Here is a 19530-nt window from a genome sequence, read left to right as displayed (position 1 = left end):
AATAAAAGAATGAATGTACATCCGTGGCATGACGTCGCTACTGGTGCGGAAGCACCTAATTTCGTAACTGGAATCATTGAAATACCAAAGAATTGTAGAGCGAAATACGAATTAGACAAAGAATCTGGAATGCTAATACTAGATCGAGTTTTGTACTCGTCTATTAACTATCCAGCAAATTATGGATTTATACCGCAAACCTATTGTGATGATAATGATCCGCTTGATATCCTAGTACTCTCTCAGATAGAAATAGTGCCTATGACCTTAGTTAAAGCTAAAGTGATCGGTGTCATGAGAATGATGGATGGAGGTGAAATGGATGATAAGATCATCGCCGTGGCTGCGAATGATATGAGTGTAAATCACTATGAACAGATAGAAGAACTACCAGCACACTGGATTAACGAATTACGTTCTTTCTTCGAAGATTATAAAAAACTTGAAAATAAAACGGTTACCGTTGATGAATTTCAAAACAGAAGTATAGCTATTGATGTAATCAAGCAAAGTATGGAAGATTACAGAGTGAAATTTGAAATTAAATAATACACTATACTTTACATTCGCATAGTTAAAGCATGAAATTGAGTTAGTAATGTAAAGTATGACAAGACATTACCTCTATTTTTCATCTTATAAACGAATTGCAGATGTTGTATAAATTATGTTTGTTTTCATATTGTTTATTAGTTTTTAATTGTTCCTTATCAGATGAACAGTTGAATAAAGATGAAAATCAAGAACATACCGTCAATCAGGACTCTTCAGTGGTCGTCGAAAAGGTTGCAGTTTCTGGAAATGAAAATGCATATCTTTTTAATGTTACCCTGAAAAGTCCTGATACTGGTTGTGACCAATATGCTGACTGGTGGGAAATCATCGATGTTTCGGGAAATTTAATCTATAGAAGGAATCTGAGTCATAGTCATGTCAATGAACAACCCTTTATTAGATCAGGATCTCCAGTACAAATACTAGCATCAGATTCTGTAATCATCAGGGGGCATATGAATAATTTCGGATATGGTCTTAGTGCAATGAGTGGAAGTGTAGCATCGGGCTTTGAAACGGTAATCCTAGATGATCAATTCGCCATATCACTAGACACTGTATCTCCTTTACCTCCTAAATGTGCTTTTTAAATGAAAAATCCTGCAGTTCTCTACGCGGAAAAACTAATGAATATCATTATTTCGAGTGTATCCCTATTAGAATCTTTAGGTCCTGAATTTCTGGATGGCCATAATGAAAATCAAAAATGGACATACAAAGAAATCCTTGGTCATCTTATAGATTCCGCTTATCATAATCACCAGCGAATTGTGCTAACATTGACCGAAAAACATATGAGTTATCAGTCTTATGATCAAGATCAATGGGTTGCATTAAACCAATATAAGTTAAGAGGTGGCGAGGAAGTTATTCAGACGTTTATTTCAGCACAGCAACACCTTGCTATTCTTATAGCTGGAATTCCCAAAGATGAATTGTTAAAGGAGTATTCGGAACATCATTTTGATAAAATGGCGATGAATAAGCTTGATCCGAGTATAAAAGGAACGCTTTCTTTTCTTGTGTGGGACTATATTTTTCACCTTGAACATCACTTGGCACAGATAATTAAAGGTTATATTGTTGTCAATGAGCAAGAATATTACAAATAGTTAGCAATTTTAAGAAAAACCCTTGCGTTTATTATTGGATGGGCAACTTAGGCACATTGTTTGTCGTATTTATATTTTTATTAATATATAATTAAGGATACATTAACACAATTTGGTTTTAAATTGTAGTCTTTAAATAAAAAAGGTTTATGCAGATTTCAGCAAGTATAGAAGAACAAAGAATCCAAAGAAGATCTAAGAGGTTTTCTGTGGCTATACATTTACTGCTCTTATTGCTATTGTTTTTATTATGGAAAATGCCTTTAGAAGTTCCAAATAAAAGCATCGATAGACAATTTGCAGTTGCGGTAAATTTTTCAGATTCTAAGAGTTCAGCAAGTTTCAAAAGTCAAGCAGCTGCTGGAGCACCTGCACCTAAAGACGAGAAATTTCAGAAAGCTGAAGTTACTCCTGAGCCAGAGGAAGAGCCGGAACCAGAACCAGAAGTGGAGCCAGAACCAATTCCAGAACCTGAGCCGGAACCAGAACCAGTTGTGGTAGAAACGCCAGAACCAACAAAACCTGTATTCACAAGAATCCTAGATAAAATTTCAGATGTAATTGCAGTAGAGGAAGAGCCAGTAGTCATAGAAGAGCCAGAGCCAGAAGTCATCCCTACTCCACCGAAACCTGCTCCTAAGCCGACTACAAAACCAACGACCAAGACGAAAACGACTGGTTCAGGAAGTTCAGGAGCCGTAAAAACATCAGGAAGCGATTCTAAAACAACTTCACCGAATGGTGGAAAAACAACTGGTGTAGGAAAAGCAGATGCTGGCCCTGGAGCAGGAAGTGATGCCGGTGGTGATGATGGAGATAGTGGAATCGGAGACGGAGGAGCTGGAATCGGGGAATATGACGATAGTGGTGATGGAGTATTCGGAAGAAGGATTACCTATCGAGATCCAAGTATGGTCGCTAATGCATCTGGAAAGTCAGGTAAAATAACATTTAAGGTATGTATCAACAGAAAAGGTAGCGTCCAGTATGTTGAAATCATCAACTCACTGACCACCATTAACGATAAGAAATTATTAAAACAAGCTTTAGCAGCTTTACAGAAATACAAATACGAACCTGATTTTACTGCGCCTAAAGAACAGTGTGGTCGGTATACATTGAAAATCGACAACTATCAAGGTATTAACTAAATAAAGGCTTCAAGAATAAAAAAACCAGCACGTTTCAAAATGTGCTGGTTTTTTTATTGCGTATTCTATTCTTCCGAAATTATAAAATTGACCTAAATAATCAAAAGCTTACATTTGAACTACTTTCCTAGTTCAGGAGGCACACGCAATTTCGTTGCTTGTTCTATTACATAGCCAATCTTAAGCAATTTCTCTTCAGACAAACTCGGTGCAATGATGGTAAGATTCATCGGTTCACCGTCCTCTTGATATCCCATAGGGATCGTGAGGGCTGGATAGTAGGCAATAGCAGCACGAGAAGCATCATAGTTATTAATAGATGTTATGGCATCTAATTCAAATTTTTCCATTGGCACATCAAAGAAGGCTCTTGCCGCAGCTTGTCCGTTACTTATAATTTCTTTCAGCTCGTCATCGGTTGTCTCATCAGCGATAATGCCTGCAAACAATTCTTGATCATATGGTGCACGTGTATCCATATCTTTCTGATTGAATATCATTACGTCTTTCACACTTCTGACTTGAACTTTAGGTCCTGCATGATTGGTCAAATATTCAGGCAAATCATTCCTCATATCTATATTAAGAATGGACAGAAAACCGTCTAAGTCCACTTTCGTAGGCTCATAACCGAATACCTCAGCACCCATTTTCTGCAAGGCGACCATTATATCTGCATACAATGGCACATTGTTCATGAAGGACTTATTCGCTCCTAATCTTAACCCGACTAAATCAAGCTCTTCCAAGTTCTGGGTATAATCTTTCTCATTAAAACTTAGAGAGGTATATGAATCTTGCGCATCTTTTCCTACCATAGCTGAAAGAACTATTGCATTATCGATTACATTTCTAGTCATCGGGCCAGGCGTATCTAGCGTGCTTGAAATGGGTACAATACCGCTTCTACTTAATAAACCTATCGTTGGTTTTAGCCCAACTACTGAATTCTGACTACTTGGCGAAAGAATGGAACCTGAAGTCTCAGTTCCGATGGCTGCAGCAGCATAATTTGCAGCCATTGAAGTTCCACTCCCAGCACTAGACCCACCCGTTTCATAAATGGTACGACCATATGGATTCAAGGTCTGGCCCCCGATAGCGCTGTATCCTACTGGACATCCACTGCAAAAGAAGTAAGCCCATTCACTGAGATTAACCTTTCCTAGTATAATGGCTCCTTTATTTTTCATTTGCTTAACGATGAATGCATCCTCAGCGTAATTGTCTTTTAGGGCAATTGCTCCAGCCGTCGTGGGCATTCCTTGCGCATTGATATTATCTTTTAGTAAAATAGGCATTCCGAAGATACCATGATCATCAGAGGAACGCGAAAGGTCCCTTGCCTCTGCGTCAGCAACTGCATTAGGATTTATGGCAATAATCGTATGCAGAGATGTATTCGGCTCAAATTCAAACTTATTAATTCTATAAAGATACCACTGCACTAACATCTTATAAGTCAGCGAGCCTTGCTGAATATGATTTTGGATCGTAGGTATATCTTGCTCATAAATTAATGGTTTCAGAGTTTCATAATCCTCACTAGTAAATCCCTTTATTTGCTTCTTAATTGACTTCTGGATGGCTTTTTTATCTAGAACCTTAGAAGTTATAAGCTTGTATTGCATCCTCTTGTTCTCATGCGTCGCATTCTTAGTAAGGATTGCAGCCTGGTCATATCCGCTTGCAACATTAGATGCCAGATTATTTTTTGATGAGCAGCTGACTATGACTGCGGCTATAAGTAGAAGGTAAACTAATTTCACTTTTCGAATTTTTAGTGAAATTAGTAAAAATTGCAATTCTTACCGATAAGTCTTATTCGCACTTTGTGATGTGCTAAGCTAATTCAAACTTTTTGAATGCAATTTCTACTCTTGTTCCATCTTCAGACACCACAGAAATATCACCTTTCAGTTGCTTAGTCAAAGCCTTAATTAACTTTGTTCCAAATGACTTATTCGAACCCGCGGAATCTATATCATAGCCTATTCCATCATCTGAAATGGTTAGCATTAACTGATCTTCAGCAGTTCTCAATTTAATTTTAAGAACACCTTCTCTTTCATCCGGGAAAGCATACTTTAAGCTATTTGTAATTAATTCATTGATAATCAGACCAAGTGGAACAATCGTATCTATGTCAAGAATAATATCATCTATATCTAGTTCTAATTCTACTCGACTCGGATTAATGTTGTAAGTATTAAATAATTCCGTGCATAGATCATCTAGATAACTTTTCACGTTCACTCCTTTCAGGTTCTCATTCTGGTATAAATCATTGTGTATTAAAGCCATAGATCGCACCCTAGACTTTCCATCTTCTATCGCTCCTGACACTGATGGATCCGAAATCGTCCTCGACTGCATAGACAACAAGCTAGAAACTAACTGGAGATTGTTCTTAACTCTGTGGTGAATTTCCTTAATCAGCAGGTCTTTATCACGCAATGCAAGAGATAGTTCCGATTTCTGAAGATTCACTTTCCTTAACACTCTATACAATAGGAAAGAAAGAAAACTTATTAGAAATAAACTGATTGCACCGATAACTATAGTTCTATTTTTCTGCTTCAGAATTTTTGCAGAGGCCATTTTTTCTGAATTTAATAGAGCGATTTCATTGTCTTGTTCCACTTTATTAAACTTCGCATCGTTCTCCGCAATTTCTCCAAGGTGATCTCGATTATATATAGAATCGCTAATCATCTTATAAGACTTTTGATTTTCGAAAGCCTTTTTATAATTGCCCGTTATTTCATACGCCTCTGAAAGTATTTCGAACGCAGATTGCTGGTGAGTCAGCGACTGTTGCTTTTCTTTATTCTCAAATATTTTCTCGGCTTCAATAATGGCCTCATCATAACGCCCCATTTTTAGCATAACATTGGCCAAACTAACTCTCGATTCATCTAAGTTATAATGACTTTGTTCTCCTTCTCTAATCTTAAGTGCGATATTATAGTTTTCATACGCTTCTTCGTATCTAGCTTGCTCAGAATATAAATATCCCATAAAATCAAAATAAAATCCTAGGCCCCAGTTGGTGCCGATAATAGAATCGTACTTTCCTTGCAGCCTCAAATTTGCTTCTGCTTCATCATACTTTTTTAGGTCAATGTAGACTAAACCTAGATTAGCATGAACATTAGCCATTCCGGAAGTATCCTTTGCTAGGTCATAAGCTTTTAATGCCATTTTATAGCGTTCAATCGCTTTATCATTCTGTCCCATATCAGCATAAAAACTAGCCAATCCATTATTTGCTCCTGCGATATCAGCTTGGCTTCCTTTCGCAACATAGAAAGCATGAGATTTCAAAAGGTAGTCTTGTGCGATGGTCATATTACCACTGAAGAGATTTAAAATGCCAATCTGACTAGCAGATAGCGCCATGCCCAGTGTATCTTTCGTTCTTTCATGATAGTCGTAATGTTGCTGATATTTTTTCAAGCTATTGACATAATTTCCTACAGCTCGCTGGGTCTTTCCTTGATACCTGACCACTTCCATGAATTTAGAAGAGTCTTGGTGGATACCAGGTATAGCTAATAGGCTGTCTACCAGCGTCATTGAAAAAGAAGGCTCTGTCCAAGAAACTTCTTCTAAGAGTTTCCAAATAGGTTCTTCTTTTTCAGTTAAAGGGATATTAGATGAAATGATCGTTTTGAGACTATCTAGATGAACAGACTGGCCTAGCGCGACAGTAGGAAGTAATAAAAAGTATGTGAGGATCCGTAAATTCATCTTGACCAAATTTTAAAGGAAGATAACTCATTTAAAAGAAGCCTCATAATGGAAATTGATTCAGTAATATCGCCACTGTCCAGCTGACTTTGAATTTTGGGGTATTTCTTATTAAAATCAAAGTTATGTTCCTTAATTTTCCTTGAAATAGTATATAAATCGATAGTGGTATCGATTAACTCTTGCTTCATAAGAGCAAAAATAAAGACAATTATTAAGTTTGATTTCACCCAGCAGGGTGATATTAGTTCTTCCTTTCGTTTCCGAATACGTCTTTATTAGACTTTCCTAGAATCTGATTAGGTCGTGGAGCTTCATCATAAGTGTGACTGAATAGCTTTTCTTCATACACCCACTTTCCCTCTTTATAGATATAACCTTCATAAGTTCCATCGGGCACCATTGTTGGACCTTGGCCTTCTAACTGCCCCATCACTTGCATTAAGTGATCATTCACCACCATTTTCATCTGGACATTATAGTTTAAGGATAAAATGGCATCCGCTGAATAGGTAAAAGTAATTCTATTCTTTACGACGTCTCTGGTATCCTTATTAGGAATGACAAATACTTCTTCACCTAAGCTAGGTCTACCATCCTCATCGAAACTTAAAACGTCGAAACTCTTAAATTTTGTAAATTGATCCAGTTGGCGATATGAAAAAAGATAGTTCTTTCCTCCCATCTGAATCATATTATAATATATGCCTCCAAGCCACTCTTCGTTATCCAACGTTAGATAATCTATATCATCTAATGTGTTGTAAGCATCGTTAAGCTTGAAAGTCTTGCCATCTTTATGAAGGACATAACCGTAGTATCCGTATGATGTCTCAGATTTCTGAACTTGCCAAGTGACAATTTTAAAATTATTCAAGCTATCCGAAAGAACAGTCAACTCTGGAGTAGTGGAGAAATCAAACTCAAAAGCATTCCCATCTTCTATAATTTGATCAAATGATTTCTGGAATTGGTCAAGCGCAAGGATTCTATTTTCAGCAGAATTCGCATTAATCATTACGTCACTCCAAAAAGAAAGATCTAATTGCTGCTGACCACTTAGTGAAAGCGATATGGTAAAAATCGTGATTAAACTAAAAAGGAATTTCATATAGATTTTTTGCTTGTAAAGTATAGTACAAGTTTAACGCCGAAAAAATTCCATTAAGTGCGCTGGGACAAGGTTAATAAAGCGTTAAGCTTATAGATATTAGTTTTTAAACTGCTCAACTTTAGATAAGATATCCAGATAATTAGGTCTGTCAGCCGCGGAATTATGAACAAAACTATATTTTATATCACCGTTATCGATAAGAAATACACCTGGCATTTGGAATCCATCTCCTAATTGCTTCCAACTAACACCATTACCTTTGATAATGGCTGCATCAACACCACGTACCCAATTTTTAAATCCAAACAACTGGTTAAAAGTACCTTTCACTAGGCCAAATTCTTGGTAATATTTACATTCTGAATCTTGCACCCACTTCGGGTTAACTAATTTATATTTTTTAAAATATTGTTCAGCAGTTTCTTTATTCGCCATATGAATAAAAACAAGATCCCCGCCTTTCTCCTGAATTTCATCTTGCAATTTAGATAAATCCTGGAGTGCTTCTCTACAGAAAATGCATCCGAAGTGTCTGAGAAAAACAACAAGCAGGGGTTTCTTTTTGGATAGCTCCATTACACTTTCACCATCGCTGGTAACCATTTTTTCAAGAACAGAATTATCCATTATAACATTTATGTTAAGACAAATTACATATTTTTATATACATCTATCACAGCTTTCACGTGCTCTGCAGATTCTTTCATCAAAGCCATTTCAGCTTCATCAAGTTTTAATTCTAAAACTTGCTTGATTCCTCCCTTTCCAAGTTTAACCGGAACACCTAAGAAGATGTCTTTTAAGCCGTATTCACCATTTAATTTTGCGCAACATGGGAAAATTCTATCTTCATCTCTGACAATAGCCGCAACCATCTGAGCTGCTGCTGCTCCTGGTGCATACCATGCTGAAGTACCCATCAATTTCACTAACTCTCCTCCACCCTTCTTTGTTCTTTCTACGATCTCATTTAATCTATCTTCTGCAACTAGTTCTGTAATCGGAATACCTGCTACAGTTGTATATCTAGGAAGTGGAACCATTGTATCACCATGTCCACCTAGTAACATTGCTTGAATATCTTTAGGAGAAACTTCTAATTCCATTGCAAGAAAAGCTCTATATCTAGCGGTATCTAATATGCCAGCCATTCCGAAAACCTGAGTATCAGGTAGACCAGAAGCTTCTTGTGCTGCATAAGTCATCACATCTAATGGATTAGAAACCACTATGATGATAGGATTCTTAGAATACTGCATAATTGATTTTGTAACAGTACTCACGATATTAGCGTTTGTAGAAATTAAATCGTCTCTACTCATTCCTGGCCTTCTAGGAATTCCTGCAGTAATCACAACGATATCAGAATCAGCAGTATCTGCATAATCTTCCGAACCAGTCATACGTGTACTATAATAATCTATGGGTGCCTGCTGGAAACTATCTAGTGACTTTCCTTTAGCAAAATCACCTTTAATATCAAGGAGAACAATTTCTCTTACTAAATCTTTGTGTGCTAAAACATTTGCTACTGTTGCACCAACATTTCCTGCGCCTACTACTGTTACTTTACTCATTATAATTTTTCTTTTATTAAATTCGTTTTCATAGAAGTTGCAAAGGTATTACATATTTTTTAGATATTTACCTAGAAAGAGCCACTTTAATACACATTTATTGTAGATCATGGGACATTACTAATAAACCATTTTTTATATTTTTGTTTTATAATTAGCATATGAAAGAAATTCTAAGCCTTTTTTTAACCATATTTATCAGCCATGTGGGTCTTAATGCCCAGACAACCAGCTGCGGAACAGTCTTTGATTCCCAAAGCATGAAGAATTTGATTGCGCTAAAAAAAGCACCACTTTCAAGTTCTGCTAGGTCTGGTGACTTTACTTATATCCCGATAATTTTTCACCTTGTAGCAAATTCTGATGGTGAAGGAAGGATTAGAATAGAAAGTGTGTTAGATCAACTTTGTGCGTTAAATGAAAACTTTGAGCCATTGAAGATTAAGTTTTATCTCAAAAACTCAGAAGTTAGATCACTTAATGATAATACCATTTATAGTAATCCAGCATCTGCTGCGGGATCTACCAAAATTTCCTTAGAGAAGAATAAATCAGGCGCGAATGGAATTAACATTTTCATTACTGATAATGCAGATACGGGCTCTGAAGGGACCACATTGGGTTATTATTCGCCTAGTCAAGACGTTATCGTTCTGAAAAAATCCATTGTCCAAAATGATACTCAAAGAAAGTTTGTCCTTGCCCATGAAATGGGACATTTCTTTAGCCTTCCTCATACCTTTAATGGATGGGATCAGGAACCATGGGATGGTACACCAGTTACTCAAGCGAATTCTCCAGGAGGAATTCTCAGTGAATTAGCTGATAGTTCCAATTGTGAAATTGCGGGTGATATGATATGTGATACACCGGCAGATTATAATTTAGGCTTCGGATGGGATGGCTGCCGAGACTATGATGGCGGTTGTGCAGATATCAGTGGTCAATTACTTGCACCAGATGAAAGTAACTTCATGGGCTATTTTCTAGGCTGTGATGATTATTACTTTTCTGAAATGCAGAAAGAAATTATACTGAAAGATTATGATACTGGACGAAGAGCCTATTTACGCGTAAACTATATGCCCAATGATGTTTCCATTACGGAATCACCTAGCGTCGTGGGACCTGCTGATAATTCAACAACTACATTTTATAATAGTGTAGAATTATCTTGGTCACCTGTAGAAAATGCTTCTCATTATTTAATAGAATTAACTCAGGGATTATTCAAATTTTATTACACAACAGACGAGACCAAACTCTTCCTAACTGATCTGAAAGAAGATAAAGCTTATCGATGGATGGTGAAGCCATATAGTGATGTTTATACCTGTGCAGATTTTTCAGAATCGTTTTCTTTTAGAACAGGAACCATGACTACAAGCACGAATCAAATAGAATTAGGTGATGAAATAAATATTTTCCCAAATCCAAATAAAGGGAATAATCTAAACATTGACCTTAATAATGTTGTTTCTGATTATGTAAATTATGAGATCATAGATATCAATGGTAGCAGGCTTTTTAGCGGAATTCTAAATAAGCAAATAACAGAAATAAGTAACCTTAATCTAATTCCAGGATTTTATTTGATTAAATTTACGCAAGAAAACGTTCAATTTTACAAGAAATTTATCGTCAATGAATAAATCTTTTATAATATTTTTCATCTCCATTTTTGCCCATACCTTAATAGGACAAACTCTTGACTATTGCGGAACGGAAGGTGTAAACGAAGAATGGGAAACTTTTCTTGAAAAGAATAATGACTTATTAGTTACTTCTAGAAACTGTGAAGTTTACGTTCCATTAACAGTGCATATATTAGGAGATGATAATGGTATCGGTTACCATCCACTTTCTTCCATTTTTGAAAATCTAGAGACTTTAAACAAAGATTTTGAGGAAGCTGGGATAACCTTCTATCTTGCTGGTCCATTAAATTATATCAATAAAACCAGTTGGTATGATCATTCAGAATTCAATTCTGGGTCACAGATGATGAATACGAACAATGTTGCGAATACAATCAATACTTATATCGTTCAAAACCCTGCAGGCAACTGTGGCTATCGTGCATATGATGGTGATGCTATAGCATTAGCGAAATCTTGTTCTAAACCTGGTGATCACACTTGGGCTCATGAGATGGGACATTGGCTTAGCTTAAGACACACTTTTTATGGTTGGGAAAGAACAACGTATGATGATTCTATGGATACGCCTTCTTCTATAGGTAGTCAAAATGTAGAATTATTAAACGGAGAAAATTGTAATAAATCTGCGGATAACTTTTGTGACACCCCTCCAGATTATCTAAGTTACAGATGGTCTTGTGATGATAATAACGAATTTCCAGATTCTCTTAAAGATCCTTCCGGAAAGGCATTTGCAGTAGATGGATCTTTATTTATGTCTTATGCTAGTGATGATTGTCAGTCTAGATTTTCAGGTGACCAGATCGAAGCCATGTGCAGCTATATGCAAAATTGGGTGCCAGAAGTTATTTCAAATAAAGATCCTCTAGCGAAAGTTGATATTTCTGAAACGGAATTGATCTATCCGATCGGTGGAGAAGAGGTAATGGGTGAAGTAAAATTAAAGTGGGAAGAAGAAGGAAATGCAACCTTCTATATCGTGGAAGTAAGCAGATTTTCTAACCTCGGGATACTAAGCTTAAGAGAATTAGTTAGAGGAAATGAACTTGATGTTTTCGGATTGTCTAGTGGTAAAAAATATTACTGGAGAGTAAGAGCTCTTAATGAATACGACTTCGATTACAAAGGTAATATGACAGAAACTGAATCATTCGTCACAGGAGAGTTAAGTTCGACTACAGATTACTATACTGAGCATCTACAAGTGTATCCTAATCCAGCTTCGCAAAATGATATCATTAATGTTTCACTTGATTCTCAGACAGGAGAAAATATAACATTGACCATTACAAGCTTAGATGGAAGAAATGCATACAGAAAAGAACACTATTTAAGAAATGGTTCTAATCAACTAGAGATTAGCACTGCAAGTATGCCATCTGGCATTTATTTTATGACTGGGATCGGCGAATTACATAAGTTTCAAAAGAAAATAGTCATTGAATAAATATTGACTTAGAATTTTTTACTTTTGGCGAAGAATCCAATAAAAAAGAAAAATGAATTTACACGAGTACCAAGGAAAGGAGTTATTAGCCTCATATGGAGTTAAAATTCAAAGAGGAGTTGTTGTTGAAGATATCAACGAAGTAGAGGCTGCATATAAGAAATTGCAAGATGAAACAGGCACTGAGTATTGTGTCGTAAAAGCACAGATTCATGCAGGTGGACGTGGAAAAGGAGGAGGAGTAAAAGTTGCAAAAAACCTAGAAGATACAAAGGAAAAAGCAGGTGACATCTTAGGAATGATGTTAAAAACACCGCAAACTCCAGGAGGTGTGGATGGCCCAGGAAAATTAGTTAGAAAAATAATGCTAGCTGAAGATTCATATGCTCCAGACTTTGATGCATGTAAAGAATACTACGTTTCTATCCTACTTGATAGAGGAAGTAAAAGAAATGTAATTATTTATTCTGTACAAGGTGGAATGGATATCGAACAAGTAGCTGAAGAAACACCAGAATTAGTACATAAAGAATTTATAGATCCTGCATTAGGATTACAGGCTTTCCAAGCTAGAAAAATAGCATTCAACTTAGGATTATCAGGAAAAGCGATGAAGGAAATGTATAAATTCATCACGAATTTATACAAAGCTTTCTTAGGCTCTGATGCATCTATGTTTGAAATTAATCCATGTATGCATAATGGAGATGATGAAATCATTGCGGTAGATTGTAAAGTTTCATTGGATGATAATGCTTTATATAGACATAAAGATTTAGCTGCGCTTAGAGATAAGCTGGAAGAAGATCCTACAGAAGTAGAAGCTGGAGAATACGGATTAAACTATGTGAATCTAGATGGAAATGTTGGATGTATGGTGAATGGAGCTGGACTTGCAATGGCTACGATGGATATTATCAAGTTATCAGGTGGTTCACCAGCGAATTTCTTAGATGTAGGAGGAACTGCTGATGCTGAAAGAGTGGAACAAGCATTCAAGATTATTCTGAAAGATCCAGAAGTTAAAGCTATCTTGATTAATATTTTCGGAGGAATTGTAAGATGTGATCGTGTAGCAAATGGTATAGTAGAAGCATACAAGAATATGGGGAATATTACGGTTCCTATCATTATTAGACTTCAAGGAACAAATGCTGATATCGCTAAGAAAATTATCGACGAGTCAGGTTTAGAAGTACACTCAGCTATTCAACTTCAAGAAGCAGCTGATATCGTAAAAAAAGTAATCGCATAGAATTAAGAACTTTAAGTGTTTTATAATTTTTCAGCCTTCTCAACGCCGTACAACGTCTGAGAAGGCTGATTTTTTTTTAAGTGTTATCCTGTTTTCTAGATGACAGGATAGAATAAGACAACAATTCCTTTGTTAAGGAAAATTAGTAATTTCATATTTTTTAAATTCTTCTTTAAATACACAATTGGAAACGTACTCATTATTTCAGCTCAACGAATACATTAAGAGGGTAATCGCTCTTAACTTTCAGGATTCCGTATGGATTAATGCTGAAATATCACAAGTCAAATATTCTCGTGGTAATTACTACTTGGACCTGATTCAGAAAGAAGAACATTCAGATACGATCAAAGCGCAAGCTTCAGCCATCATTTGGTTTAAAAAAGCAGCTTTCCTTGAGAAAAAATTTAAATCGCTCTTTAAGTCAATCTTAGATACTGGTAATGAAGTAAGAGTGAAGGTGAGTATTTCATTCAGCGAACGATATGGCTTCAGTCTGCTTATCGAAGATCTAGACGCTAGTTATACACTAGGAAAGGCAGAGATGGTTAAACAAGAAATTCTTAACAAACTTAAAGCAGAAAACTTACTTTATGTCAATGCTGAAATACCTCTTCCTGCTGTACTTCAAAATATTGCAGTCATCTCCTCAGAAACTGCCGCAGGTTATAAAGATTTTCTAAGTCATCTAAGAACAAACAGCTACGGATATCACTATAACATAACGCTGTATCAGGCTGCAATGCAAGGTCAGGCAGTAGAAAACGAAGTCATCGCTTCATTAGATCAAATAGAGCGTGAGGGTGGCTATGATTGTGTCGTCATCATTAGAGGTGGAGGTGCCAAGTTGGATTTATCAGCGTTTGACAATTATAATTTGGCTAAGAGAATTGCTAAATGTTCACTGCCTGTTATTACTGGAATCGGACATGACATCGATCAGTCTATAGCAGATATCGTAAGTCATACCGATTTAAAAACTCCTACAGCTGTAGCAGATTTTTTAATTGAAACAACGCTACATTTCGAATCCCGACTGATAGATATCGGCCAGCAAATTCAAATAACCTACAAAGACATTCTACAAGCTGAAAACAATAAGCTCGTGTTAATTTACGAGCAATTAAAAAATTCATTTTCCTTTAGAAAGCAGTTAGAGCAAAACAAACTGAATGAGCTAGATCTCAAACTCAAACATGGCAGCACGCTGAATTTAAAAAGTATGAAGGATTTACTCGTTTCTTTCGAATCTCAAATTGACCTATTAGCACCAGACAAAATTCTACAACGGGGTTTTGCTATCGTGAGACAAAATGGAAAAGTAGTGAAAGACGTCAAAAAATTGGACTCCAATAAAGAAATAGAAACAGAATTTATCAACGGTAAGATCAAAAGTAAAATAATATGAGTTATAAAGAAGCAATGACCGAATTAGAAGGAATATTAGCTGAAATCAGCAGTAATCAAGTAGATATAGATCAACTTTCAGAAAAGGTATCCAGAGCTGCTGAACTGATTAAAATGTGCAAGACTAAATTAAAAACAGCTGAAAATCAAATCCAAAATTTGCTCGAAAACGAAAACTAGGCATTAAGCTTCGTTCTTTTAGAGCTTAGAAAAGATTGGTCCAGAACAGGAGCTTTCCAACGCTCAGTTGGAAAATATACCGCATAAGAAACCAACACACCTAGTAAGGATCCAAATATCACATCTTCAAGGAAATGATGACCAAGGTAAATTCTCGAAACTCCAACAATACATCCAACTAAGAAAAACAAGATCGTCAATACTGGATTTCTTAAGTACAAACTCAATAAACTCATCAGCGCAAATCCTGCCATAGCATGTCCAGAAGGAAAGCTAGTCATACCTGTATAAGGTTCTATGCCTTCTATTTTATTATACATCGTCTCCATTCCCATCTTCTGAAAATATGCAAACGGTCTGTCAAAAGCGAAGATCTTTTTCAAAATTCCAGCAACTATCGTCACGCCAATACCAGTAAATGCGATAGCAAGAGAAACTCTATATCGTATAAAAAGAAATACCAGAGCGAATAAAGTGTAAGTTATTTCTTCTGCAAATTGCGTTGTAATAATAAAAAATGAATTCAAGCCATCACTGTGTGACATGCTTAGCTCTAATAATGCTTCACCTTTGTCTATCGACAAGCGAAAAACTAAAACCCCAATCCAAGCTAATATAAAAAGCGCTAAAAAAATCTTATTTATTCCTTTCATTCCTTCTTCTTAAATCGCGCAAAAATATCAGTCAGCCAATTAAAATTAAAACCACCGATATCCCCGAGCGCAAGGTAACTTAACAATACACTGACAGGAAATAGCGATATACAAGGTAGCCAAGCAGCCATTTCCGCACTTAGCGATTCTCCTTTGTTCAGTTTCTCTCCCATAATCATCAGAATAATAAATACCATGAAAAAGACAATCGCAATCAATAGTGGGTATCCATATCCTCCTTTACGCACGATAGATCCTAGTGGTGCTCCGATAAACATAAAGATGATACATATAGTCGCCCAACTGTACATCTGATGAAGTCGAAGAACATACCGCCGCTTATTCGTATCTTTCATCCTTTCTTCATTCAAGGAAGATTTAATCCTTTCGTTCACTGTCTGGGATAAATTTAACGCCCTAAAAATTACCGAAGAGGCAGCGTCACTTGGGAGAATCTGGCCAATAGATGTGACTGAATCCATTTCTACATCTTCTCTGAATAAGACGATATCCGTCTCGACTCTTTTCTTTCTAGGAGTTCTGATCACTTTCTTAGGGACACTTTTAACCTCCTTAAGCTTGTTGTTTAATTTGGCCAAATTATCCTTAGATGTTGCAGTCTTATTGGTGATCTTCTTAGCTGATGCTGGTTTTTCTTCAACAGACTTGGGTAGGCTTTCATTTTTCTTATAATCGCCCTTTATCCTTTCTTCTTCAGCCAGATCATCCATTGCCTTACGCTCGATTTCAGCAGAAGTCATACTTTCTTTGGCCTCCACTTCTTTTAGTCTCGTAGAATCTATGGTGATTAAGTCTAATTCCTTAAATGCGTATTTATTTCTATAAGATACTTTGACTAAGTCATTGTTCAAAGAATCAATTCCAGATAACAATTGGAAAGTATTATAAAGATCATACTTCCTACGAGCAAGTCCAGAAGTCCGTTCAGAAAATTCAAACTCACTCATATCAAAAGTCTTCTTCCACGTCTTAAAGTCACTTCTCAGAAAGGTAGTCGGGTTATTTCGATTCTTACTGTCCTTGTCCATCACCTCTCTAAACTGCTTCACATCTTCTAGCTCCATAATGAAATACTTACCATTATTAATAGTATACATCTTTCCTTTCTGAGCTGTAGTAAGATTCAGGAAACTTCTATCCGTATTATCATAGATCATGACGTCTTTAATTCCGACATCATCCGGATCCTTCTTCCCTACCCTAATACTGAATCCTCGAAAATCATCATTAAAGATTCCTTCCTCTATGGTCATCGATGGTTTCTGCTTTCTGACATTTTCGAAAGCTTGATAGAATTTTAGATTTGCTTTAGGTTTCAGGTAATTCGAAGAGACTAAAGAAAAGGCGAATGTAAACAAGGCTAGCATAATTCCTGGTCGCATCACCCTAAGCAATGAAACGCCCGCAGACTTAAAACTGGAAATCTCATACTTTTCTGCCATGTTCCCGTAGACCATGACCGAGGAGATCAGAATGGTAATCGGAACTGCTAGCGGAATAATGGTTACCGCGTAATAAAAAACCATTTCTACTAAAAACCAAAAAGACAAACCTTTCCCAACCAATTCGTCCACATATTTCCATAGAAATTGCATAACCAGTACGAATTCGGCAACAAAGAAAGAGAATACATAGGGCCCTACGAAACTCTTTAAAACCAGTTTGTCTAGTATTTTTAAAATCATTTACTATACTATATCGTTTTTATCCGACCTATTAGCGCACAAAGAAGAAAAAAAATAATAAATTTTGAGCGATTTGTAACATTTATTTATTCATATCGTCTCTATTATGAAGACATTATAATGCAACTCAAAGAATTTGAAAATATGGTTTTACCTTTTAAAAATAAAATGTACCGGCTTGCTTTAAGGATAGTTGGTAGTTCGCACGAAGCGGAAGATGTGGTTCAGGAAGTTATGATTAAAGTTTGGAAAAAAAGAGATCATCTTGAATCCGTGAAGAACATGGAAGCATGGTGTATGACGCTAACTAGAAATGAAGCGATCGATGCAACTAGATCAAAGCACAGACGAACTGTAGGAATGGAAACACAGTTTGATATGCAGGATCAAGGTGCAAGTGCACAAAGACAAATGGAATCGTCGGAAACAGTTAATCGAATCAAAGGTTATATCTCCGCTTTACCAGAAAATTATAGAACAGTTGTTCACTTAAGAGATATAGAAGAAATGAGCTATGATGAAATAGCAGAAGTTTCAGGATTTACTAAGGATCAAGTCAAAGTATATCTACACAGAGGAAGAAAGAAATTAAGAGAACAAATTTTAAATCTTAAATAATGAAAATGAATGAATTATTAAACCGCTACTTCGAAGGAGAATCCTCTCTAGAAGATGAGAAAGCACTTAAGGCGTATTTCGCTGGTGAGCATGTAGCGGAAGAACATAAGATTTATAGTGATCTCTTCCGTTTTTTCAATGCAGAAGCAGAAATCGAGTTTACGGCTGAAGATAGTTTCGACTTATTACTAGAGAAATACTTCGAAGGTGAAACGACTATAGCGGAAGAGCAGCGCTTAAAGCACTATTATAAGCACGGAGACGTAGCAGATGAGCACAAGCAGTACGCAGATCTATTCGCTTTCTTCCAAGAAGAAGCAGAAGTAACGTTCGATGCGGAAGATAGCACGAGTCTTCTTTTAGAAAAATACTTTGCAGGTGAAACTAGCATCGCAGAAGAGCAGCGGTTGAAATCTTACTTTAATAGTGACGATGTTGCGGAAGAACATAAGCAATATGGAGAACTTTTTGGATATTTTTCCATTGCACAGACAGAAGTATTAGAGAAAAAAATTGACCTAAAAGAAGCGAAGACGCTACACATTGTTAGAAGAACAATGATGGGTATTGCCGCGGGATTAGCACTCGTATTAGGTTCACTCTTTGTGATGAATTCTTACCAGGATTATCAAGAAGAATTACACTTAGCACAGATTGAAGAAGCTGAAGCTCAGGAAGCTTTAGAAACGACCATGGAAGCTTTAGCTTACTTAGGTATACAGTTTAACAAAGGAACAGAGTCTTTAGAAAAAATGAAAGCTTTCAAAAAGACCGAGATTTTTAAAAATTAGCAATAACATTCAATAACAATATCAATTTATTAAAATGAAAAAAATTAGTTTAATCTTAACCATGATGGTTGTCGCCATCGCCTCATCATTCGGGCAAGCAGACGCAATAGAAAAATACTTTGACAAGTATATGGATGATGAGAATTTCACGGTGGTTTACATCAGCCCGAAAATGTTTGAAATGGTTGCGAAAATAGCACCGGAAGACATGGATCAAGAAACCAGAGATGTTATCAAAGATCTTAAAGGGCTTAGAATTTTAACAACTGAGTATAATACCAAAGCTTTCTACAAAGAAGCAAAGTCACTGATCAACACTAAGGAATACGAAATTTTAATGACGGTAAGAGATGATGGGACCAATGTAGAATTTTTAGTGAAGGACTCTGGAGACATTATTAACGAACTCCTGTTACTTGTGGGTGGTGATGAATTTGTCATGATGAGTTTCGTCGGAAACATCGATCTTAAGAAAATAGCAAAGCTTGCTAACTCTGTAGATATCGATGGAATGGAACATCTTAAGAATTTAGACGACAAGAAAAATTAA

General features: G+C 36.3%; 19 protein-coding genes. 12 read left to right on the top strand and 7 right to left on the bottom strand.

Translation table 11 applies throughout. The features are described 5' to 3' along the window. The first annotated feature begins 9 nt into the window (after nucleotides 1-9). From L2586_RS12180 to L2586_RS12165, 4 genes are all read left to right on the top strand, one after another. Nucleotides 10-549 (top strand): inorganic diphosphatase, encoded by a 540-nt coding sequence (locus L2586_RS12180; RefSeq protein WP_235293180.1) that lies wholly within the window; start codon nucleotides 10-12, stop codon nucleotides 547-549. 104 nt (nucleotides 550-653) lie between these two features. After that, complete coding sequence (locus tag L2586_RS12175) at nucleotides 654-1145, top strand: hypothetical protein (protein WP_235293179.1); 492 nt, start codon at nucleotides 654-656, stop codon at nucleotides 1143-1145. Further along, complete coding sequence (locus L2586_RS12170) at nucleotides 1146-1667, top strand: DinB family protein (protein WP_235293178.1); 522 nt, start codon at nucleotides 1146-1148, stop codon at nucleotides 1665-1667. Nucleotides 1668-1816: 149 nt separating this feature from the next. Next, nucleotides 1817-2818 (top strand): energy transducer TonB, encoded by a 1002-nt coding sequence (locus L2586_RS12165; RefSeq protein WP_235293177.1) that lies wholly within the window; start codon nucleotides 1817-1819, stop codon nucleotides 2816-2818. Between the two features lie 119 nt (nucleotides 2819-2937). Here L2586_RS12165 and L2586_RS12160 read toward each other — a convergent pair whose 3' ends face one another. The 5 genes from L2586_RS12160 to mdh all read right to left on the bottom strand — a co-directional run bounded on the left by L2586_RS12160 (nucleotide 2938) and on the right by mdh (nucleotide 9262). Further along, nucleotides 2938-4587, bottom strand: coding sequence for an amidase family protein (locus tag L2586_RS12160; protein ID WP_235293176.1), 1650 nt, complete (start codon nucleotides 4585-4587; stop codon nucleotides 2938-2940). A 73-nt stretch (nucleotides 4588-4660) separates the two neighbouring features. Beyond that, the gene (locus L2586_RS12155) at nucleotides 4661-6571 is read right to left on the bottom strand and encodes a histidine kinase dimerization/phosphoacceptor domain -containing protein (RefSeq protein ID WP_235293175.1); all 1911 of its coding nucleotides are present in this window, start codon (nucleotides 6569-6571) and stop codon (nucleotides 4661-4663) included. A 244-nt stretch (nucleotides 6572-6815) separates the two neighbouring features. Next, nucleotides 6816-7682: a hypothetical protein gene (locus tag L2586_RS12150; protein ID WP_235293174.1), complete on the bottom strand. Its 867-nt coding sequence runs from the start codon at nucleotides 7680-7682 to the stop codon at nucleotides 6816-6818. Between the two features lie 99 nt (nucleotides 7683-7781). Then, on the bottom strand, nucleotides 7782-8312 hold the full coding sequence (locus L2586_RS12145; protein ID WP_235293173.1) for a peroxiredoxin-like family protein: 531 nt from the start codon (nucleotides 8310-8312) through the stop codon (nucleotides 7782-7784). A gap of 23 nt (nucleotides 8313-8335) precedes the next feature. Continuing rightward, complete coding sequence (gene mdh, locus L2586_RS12140; protein WP_235293172.1) at nucleotides 8336-9262, bottom strand: malate dehydrogenase; 927 nt, start codon at nucleotides 9260-9262, stop codon at nucleotides 8336-8338. A gap of 161 nt (nucleotides 9263-9423) precedes the next feature. Between mdh and L2586_RS12135 the strand changes: the two genes are divergently transcribed. From L2586_RS12135 to xseB, 5 genes are all read left to right on the top strand, one after another. Then, entirely contained in the window at nucleotides 9424-10914 is a 1491-nt protein-coding gene (locus L2586_RS12135; RefSeq protein WP_235293171.1) for a zinc-dependent metalloprotease, read from the top strand. Further along, on the top strand, nucleotides 10907-12370 hold the full coding sequence (locus L2586_RS12130; RefSeq protein WP_235293170.1) for a zinc-dependent metalloprotease: 1464 nt from the start codon (nucleotides 10907-10909) through the stop codon (nucleotides 12368-12370). Before L2586_RS12135 ends, L2586_RS12130 begins: the two co-directional genes overlap by 8 nt. Before the next feature lie 52 nt (nucleotides 12371-12422). Then, entirely contained in the window at nucleotides 12423-13625 is a 1203-nt protein-coding gene (gene sucC / locus L2586_RS12125; protein WP_235293169.1) for an ADP-forming succinate--CoA ligase subunit beta, read from the top strand. Between the two features lie 184 nt (nucleotides 13626-13809). Beyond that, a complete protein-coding gene (xseA, locus tag L2586_RS12120; protein ID WP_235293168.1) occupies nucleotides 13810-15033 on the top strand; it encodes an exodeoxyribonuclease VII large subunit in 1224 nt (407 codons plus the stop codon). Continuing rightward, the gene (gene xseB, locus L2586_RS12115) at nucleotides 15030-15212 is read left to right on the top strand and encodes an exodeoxyribonuclease VII small subunit (RefSeq protein WP_235293167.1); all 183 of its coding nucleotides are present in this window, start codon (nucleotides 15030-15032) and stop codon (nucleotides 15210-15212) included. The genes xseA and xseB overlap by 4 nt, the downstream gene beginning before the upstream one ends. Here xseB and L2586_RS12110 read toward each other — a convergent pair. Together L2586_RS12110 and L2586_RS12105 are read right to left on the bottom strand one after the other, a co-directional pair. Continuing rightward, nucleotides 15209-15865, bottom strand: a complete 657-nt coding sequence (locus L2586_RS12110; protein ID WP_235293166.1) for a phosphatase PAP2 family protein — start codon at nucleotides 15863-15865, stop codon at nucleotides 15209-15211. The genes xseB and L2586_RS12110 overlap by 4 nt on opposite strands. Beyond that, entirely contained in the window at nucleotides 15862-17571 is a 1710-nt protein-coding gene (locus L2586_RS12105; protein WP_235293165.1) for an LptF/LptG family permease, read from the bottom strand. The genes L2586_RS12110 and L2586_RS12105 overlap by 4 nt, the downstream gene beginning before the upstream one ends. A gap of 120 nt (nucleotides 17572-17691) precedes the next feature. Between L2586_RS12105 and L2586_RS12100 the strand changes: the two genes are divergently transcribed. From L2586_RS12100 to L2586_RS12090, 3 genes are read left to right on the top strand one after another with little or no spacing between them, the layout of a single operon-like run. After that, the gene (locus L2586_RS12100) at nucleotides 17692-18189 is read left to right on the top strand and encodes an RNA polymerase sigma factor (RefSeq protein ID WP_235293164.1); all 498 of its coding nucleotides are present in this window, start codon (nucleotides 17692-17694) and stop codon (nucleotides 18187-18189) included. Between the two features lie 5 nt (nucleotides 18190-18194). Continuing rightward, a complete protein-coding gene (locus L2586_RS12095; protein WP_235293163.1) occupies nucleotides 18195-18980 on the top strand; it encodes a hypothetical protein in 786 nt (261 codons plus the stop codon). A 34-nt stretch (nucleotides 18981-19014) separates the two neighbouring features. Further along, nucleotides 19015-19530 carry a DUF4252 domain-containing protein gene (locus L2586_RS12090; RefSeq protein WP_235293162.1) on the top strand — a complete coding sequence of 172 codons (516 nt, stop codon included), beginning with the start codon at nucleotides 19015-19017 and terminating at the stop codon, nucleotides 19528-19530.

The sequence above is a fragment of the Portibacter lacus genome, from assembly GCF_021533215.1.
Classification (GTDB): domain Bacteria; phylum Bacteroidota; class Bacteroidia; order Chitinophagales; family Saprospiraceae; genus Portibacter; species Portibacter lacus.
This window is presented reverse-complemented; position numbering and strand designations above follow the sequence as displayed.

Bases quoted from the DNA above. Each gene is read 5' to 3' on its own strand.
- L2586_RS12180 (WP_235293180.1), top strand. From the start codon at position 10: ATGAATGTACATCCGTGGCATGACGTCGCTACTGGTGCGGAAGCACCT.
- L2586_RS12175 (WP_235293179.1), top strand. From the start codon at position 654: ATGTTGTATAAATTATGTTTGTTTTCATATTGTTTATTAGTTTTTAAT.
- L2586_RS12170 (WP_235293178.1), top strand. From the start codon at position 1,146: ATGAAAAATCCTGCAGTTCTCTACGCGGAAAAACTAATGAATATCATT.
- L2586_RS12165 (WP_235293177.1), top strand. From the start codon at position 1,817: ATGCAGATTTCAGCAAGTATAGAAGAACAAAGAATCCAAAGAAGATCT.
- L2586_RS12155 (WP_235293175.1), bottom strand. From the start codon at position 6,571: ATGAATTTACGGATCCTCACATACTTTTTATTACTTCCTACTGTCGCG.
- L2586_RS12150 (WP_235293174.1), bottom strand. From the start codon at position 7,682: ATGAAATTCCTTTTTAGTTTAATCACGATTTTTACCATATCGCTTTCA.
- L2586_RS12145 (WP_235293173.1), bottom strand. From the start codon at position 8,312: ATGGATAATTCTGTTCTTGAAAAAATGGTTACCAGCGATGGTGAAAGT.
- mdh (WP_235293172.1), bottom strand. From the start codon at position 9,262: ATGAGTAAAGTAACAGTAGTAGGCGCAGGAAATGTTGGTGCAACAGTA.
- L2586_RS12135 (WP_235293171.1), top strand. From the start codon at position 9,424: ATGAAAGAAATTCTAAGCCTTTTTTTAACCATATTTATCAGCCATGTG.
- L2586_RS12130 (WP_235293170.1), top strand. From the start codon at position 10,907: ATGAATAAATCTTTTATAATATTTTTCATCTCCATTTTTGCCCATACC.
- sucC (WP_235293169.1), top strand. From the start codon at position 12,423: ATGAATTTACACGAGTACCAAGGAAAGGAGTTATTAGCCTCATATGGA.
- xseB (WP_235293167.1), top strand. From the start codon at position 15,030: ATGAGTTATAAAGAAGCAATGACCGAATTAGAAGGAATATTAGCTGAA.
- L2586_RS12110 (WP_235293166.1), bottom strand. From the start codon at position 15,865: ATGAAAGGAATAAATAAGATTTTTTTAGCGCTTTTTATATTAGCTTGG.
- L2586_RS12105 (WP_235293165.1), bottom strand. From the start codon at position 17,571: ATGATTTTAAAAATACTAGACAAACTGGTTTTAAAGAGTTTCGTAGGG.
- L2586_RS12100 (WP_235293164.1), top strand. From the start codon at position 17,692: ATGCAACTCAAAGAATTTGAAAATATGGTTTTACCTTTTAAAAATAAA.
- L2586_RS12095 (WP_235293163.1), top strand. From the start codon at position 18,195: ATGAATGAATTATTAAACCGCTACTTCGAAGGAGAATCCTCTCTAGAA.
- L2586_RS12090 (WP_235293162.1), top strand. From the start codon at position 19,015: ATGAAAAAAATTAGTTTAATCTTAACCATGATGGTTGTCGCCATCGCC.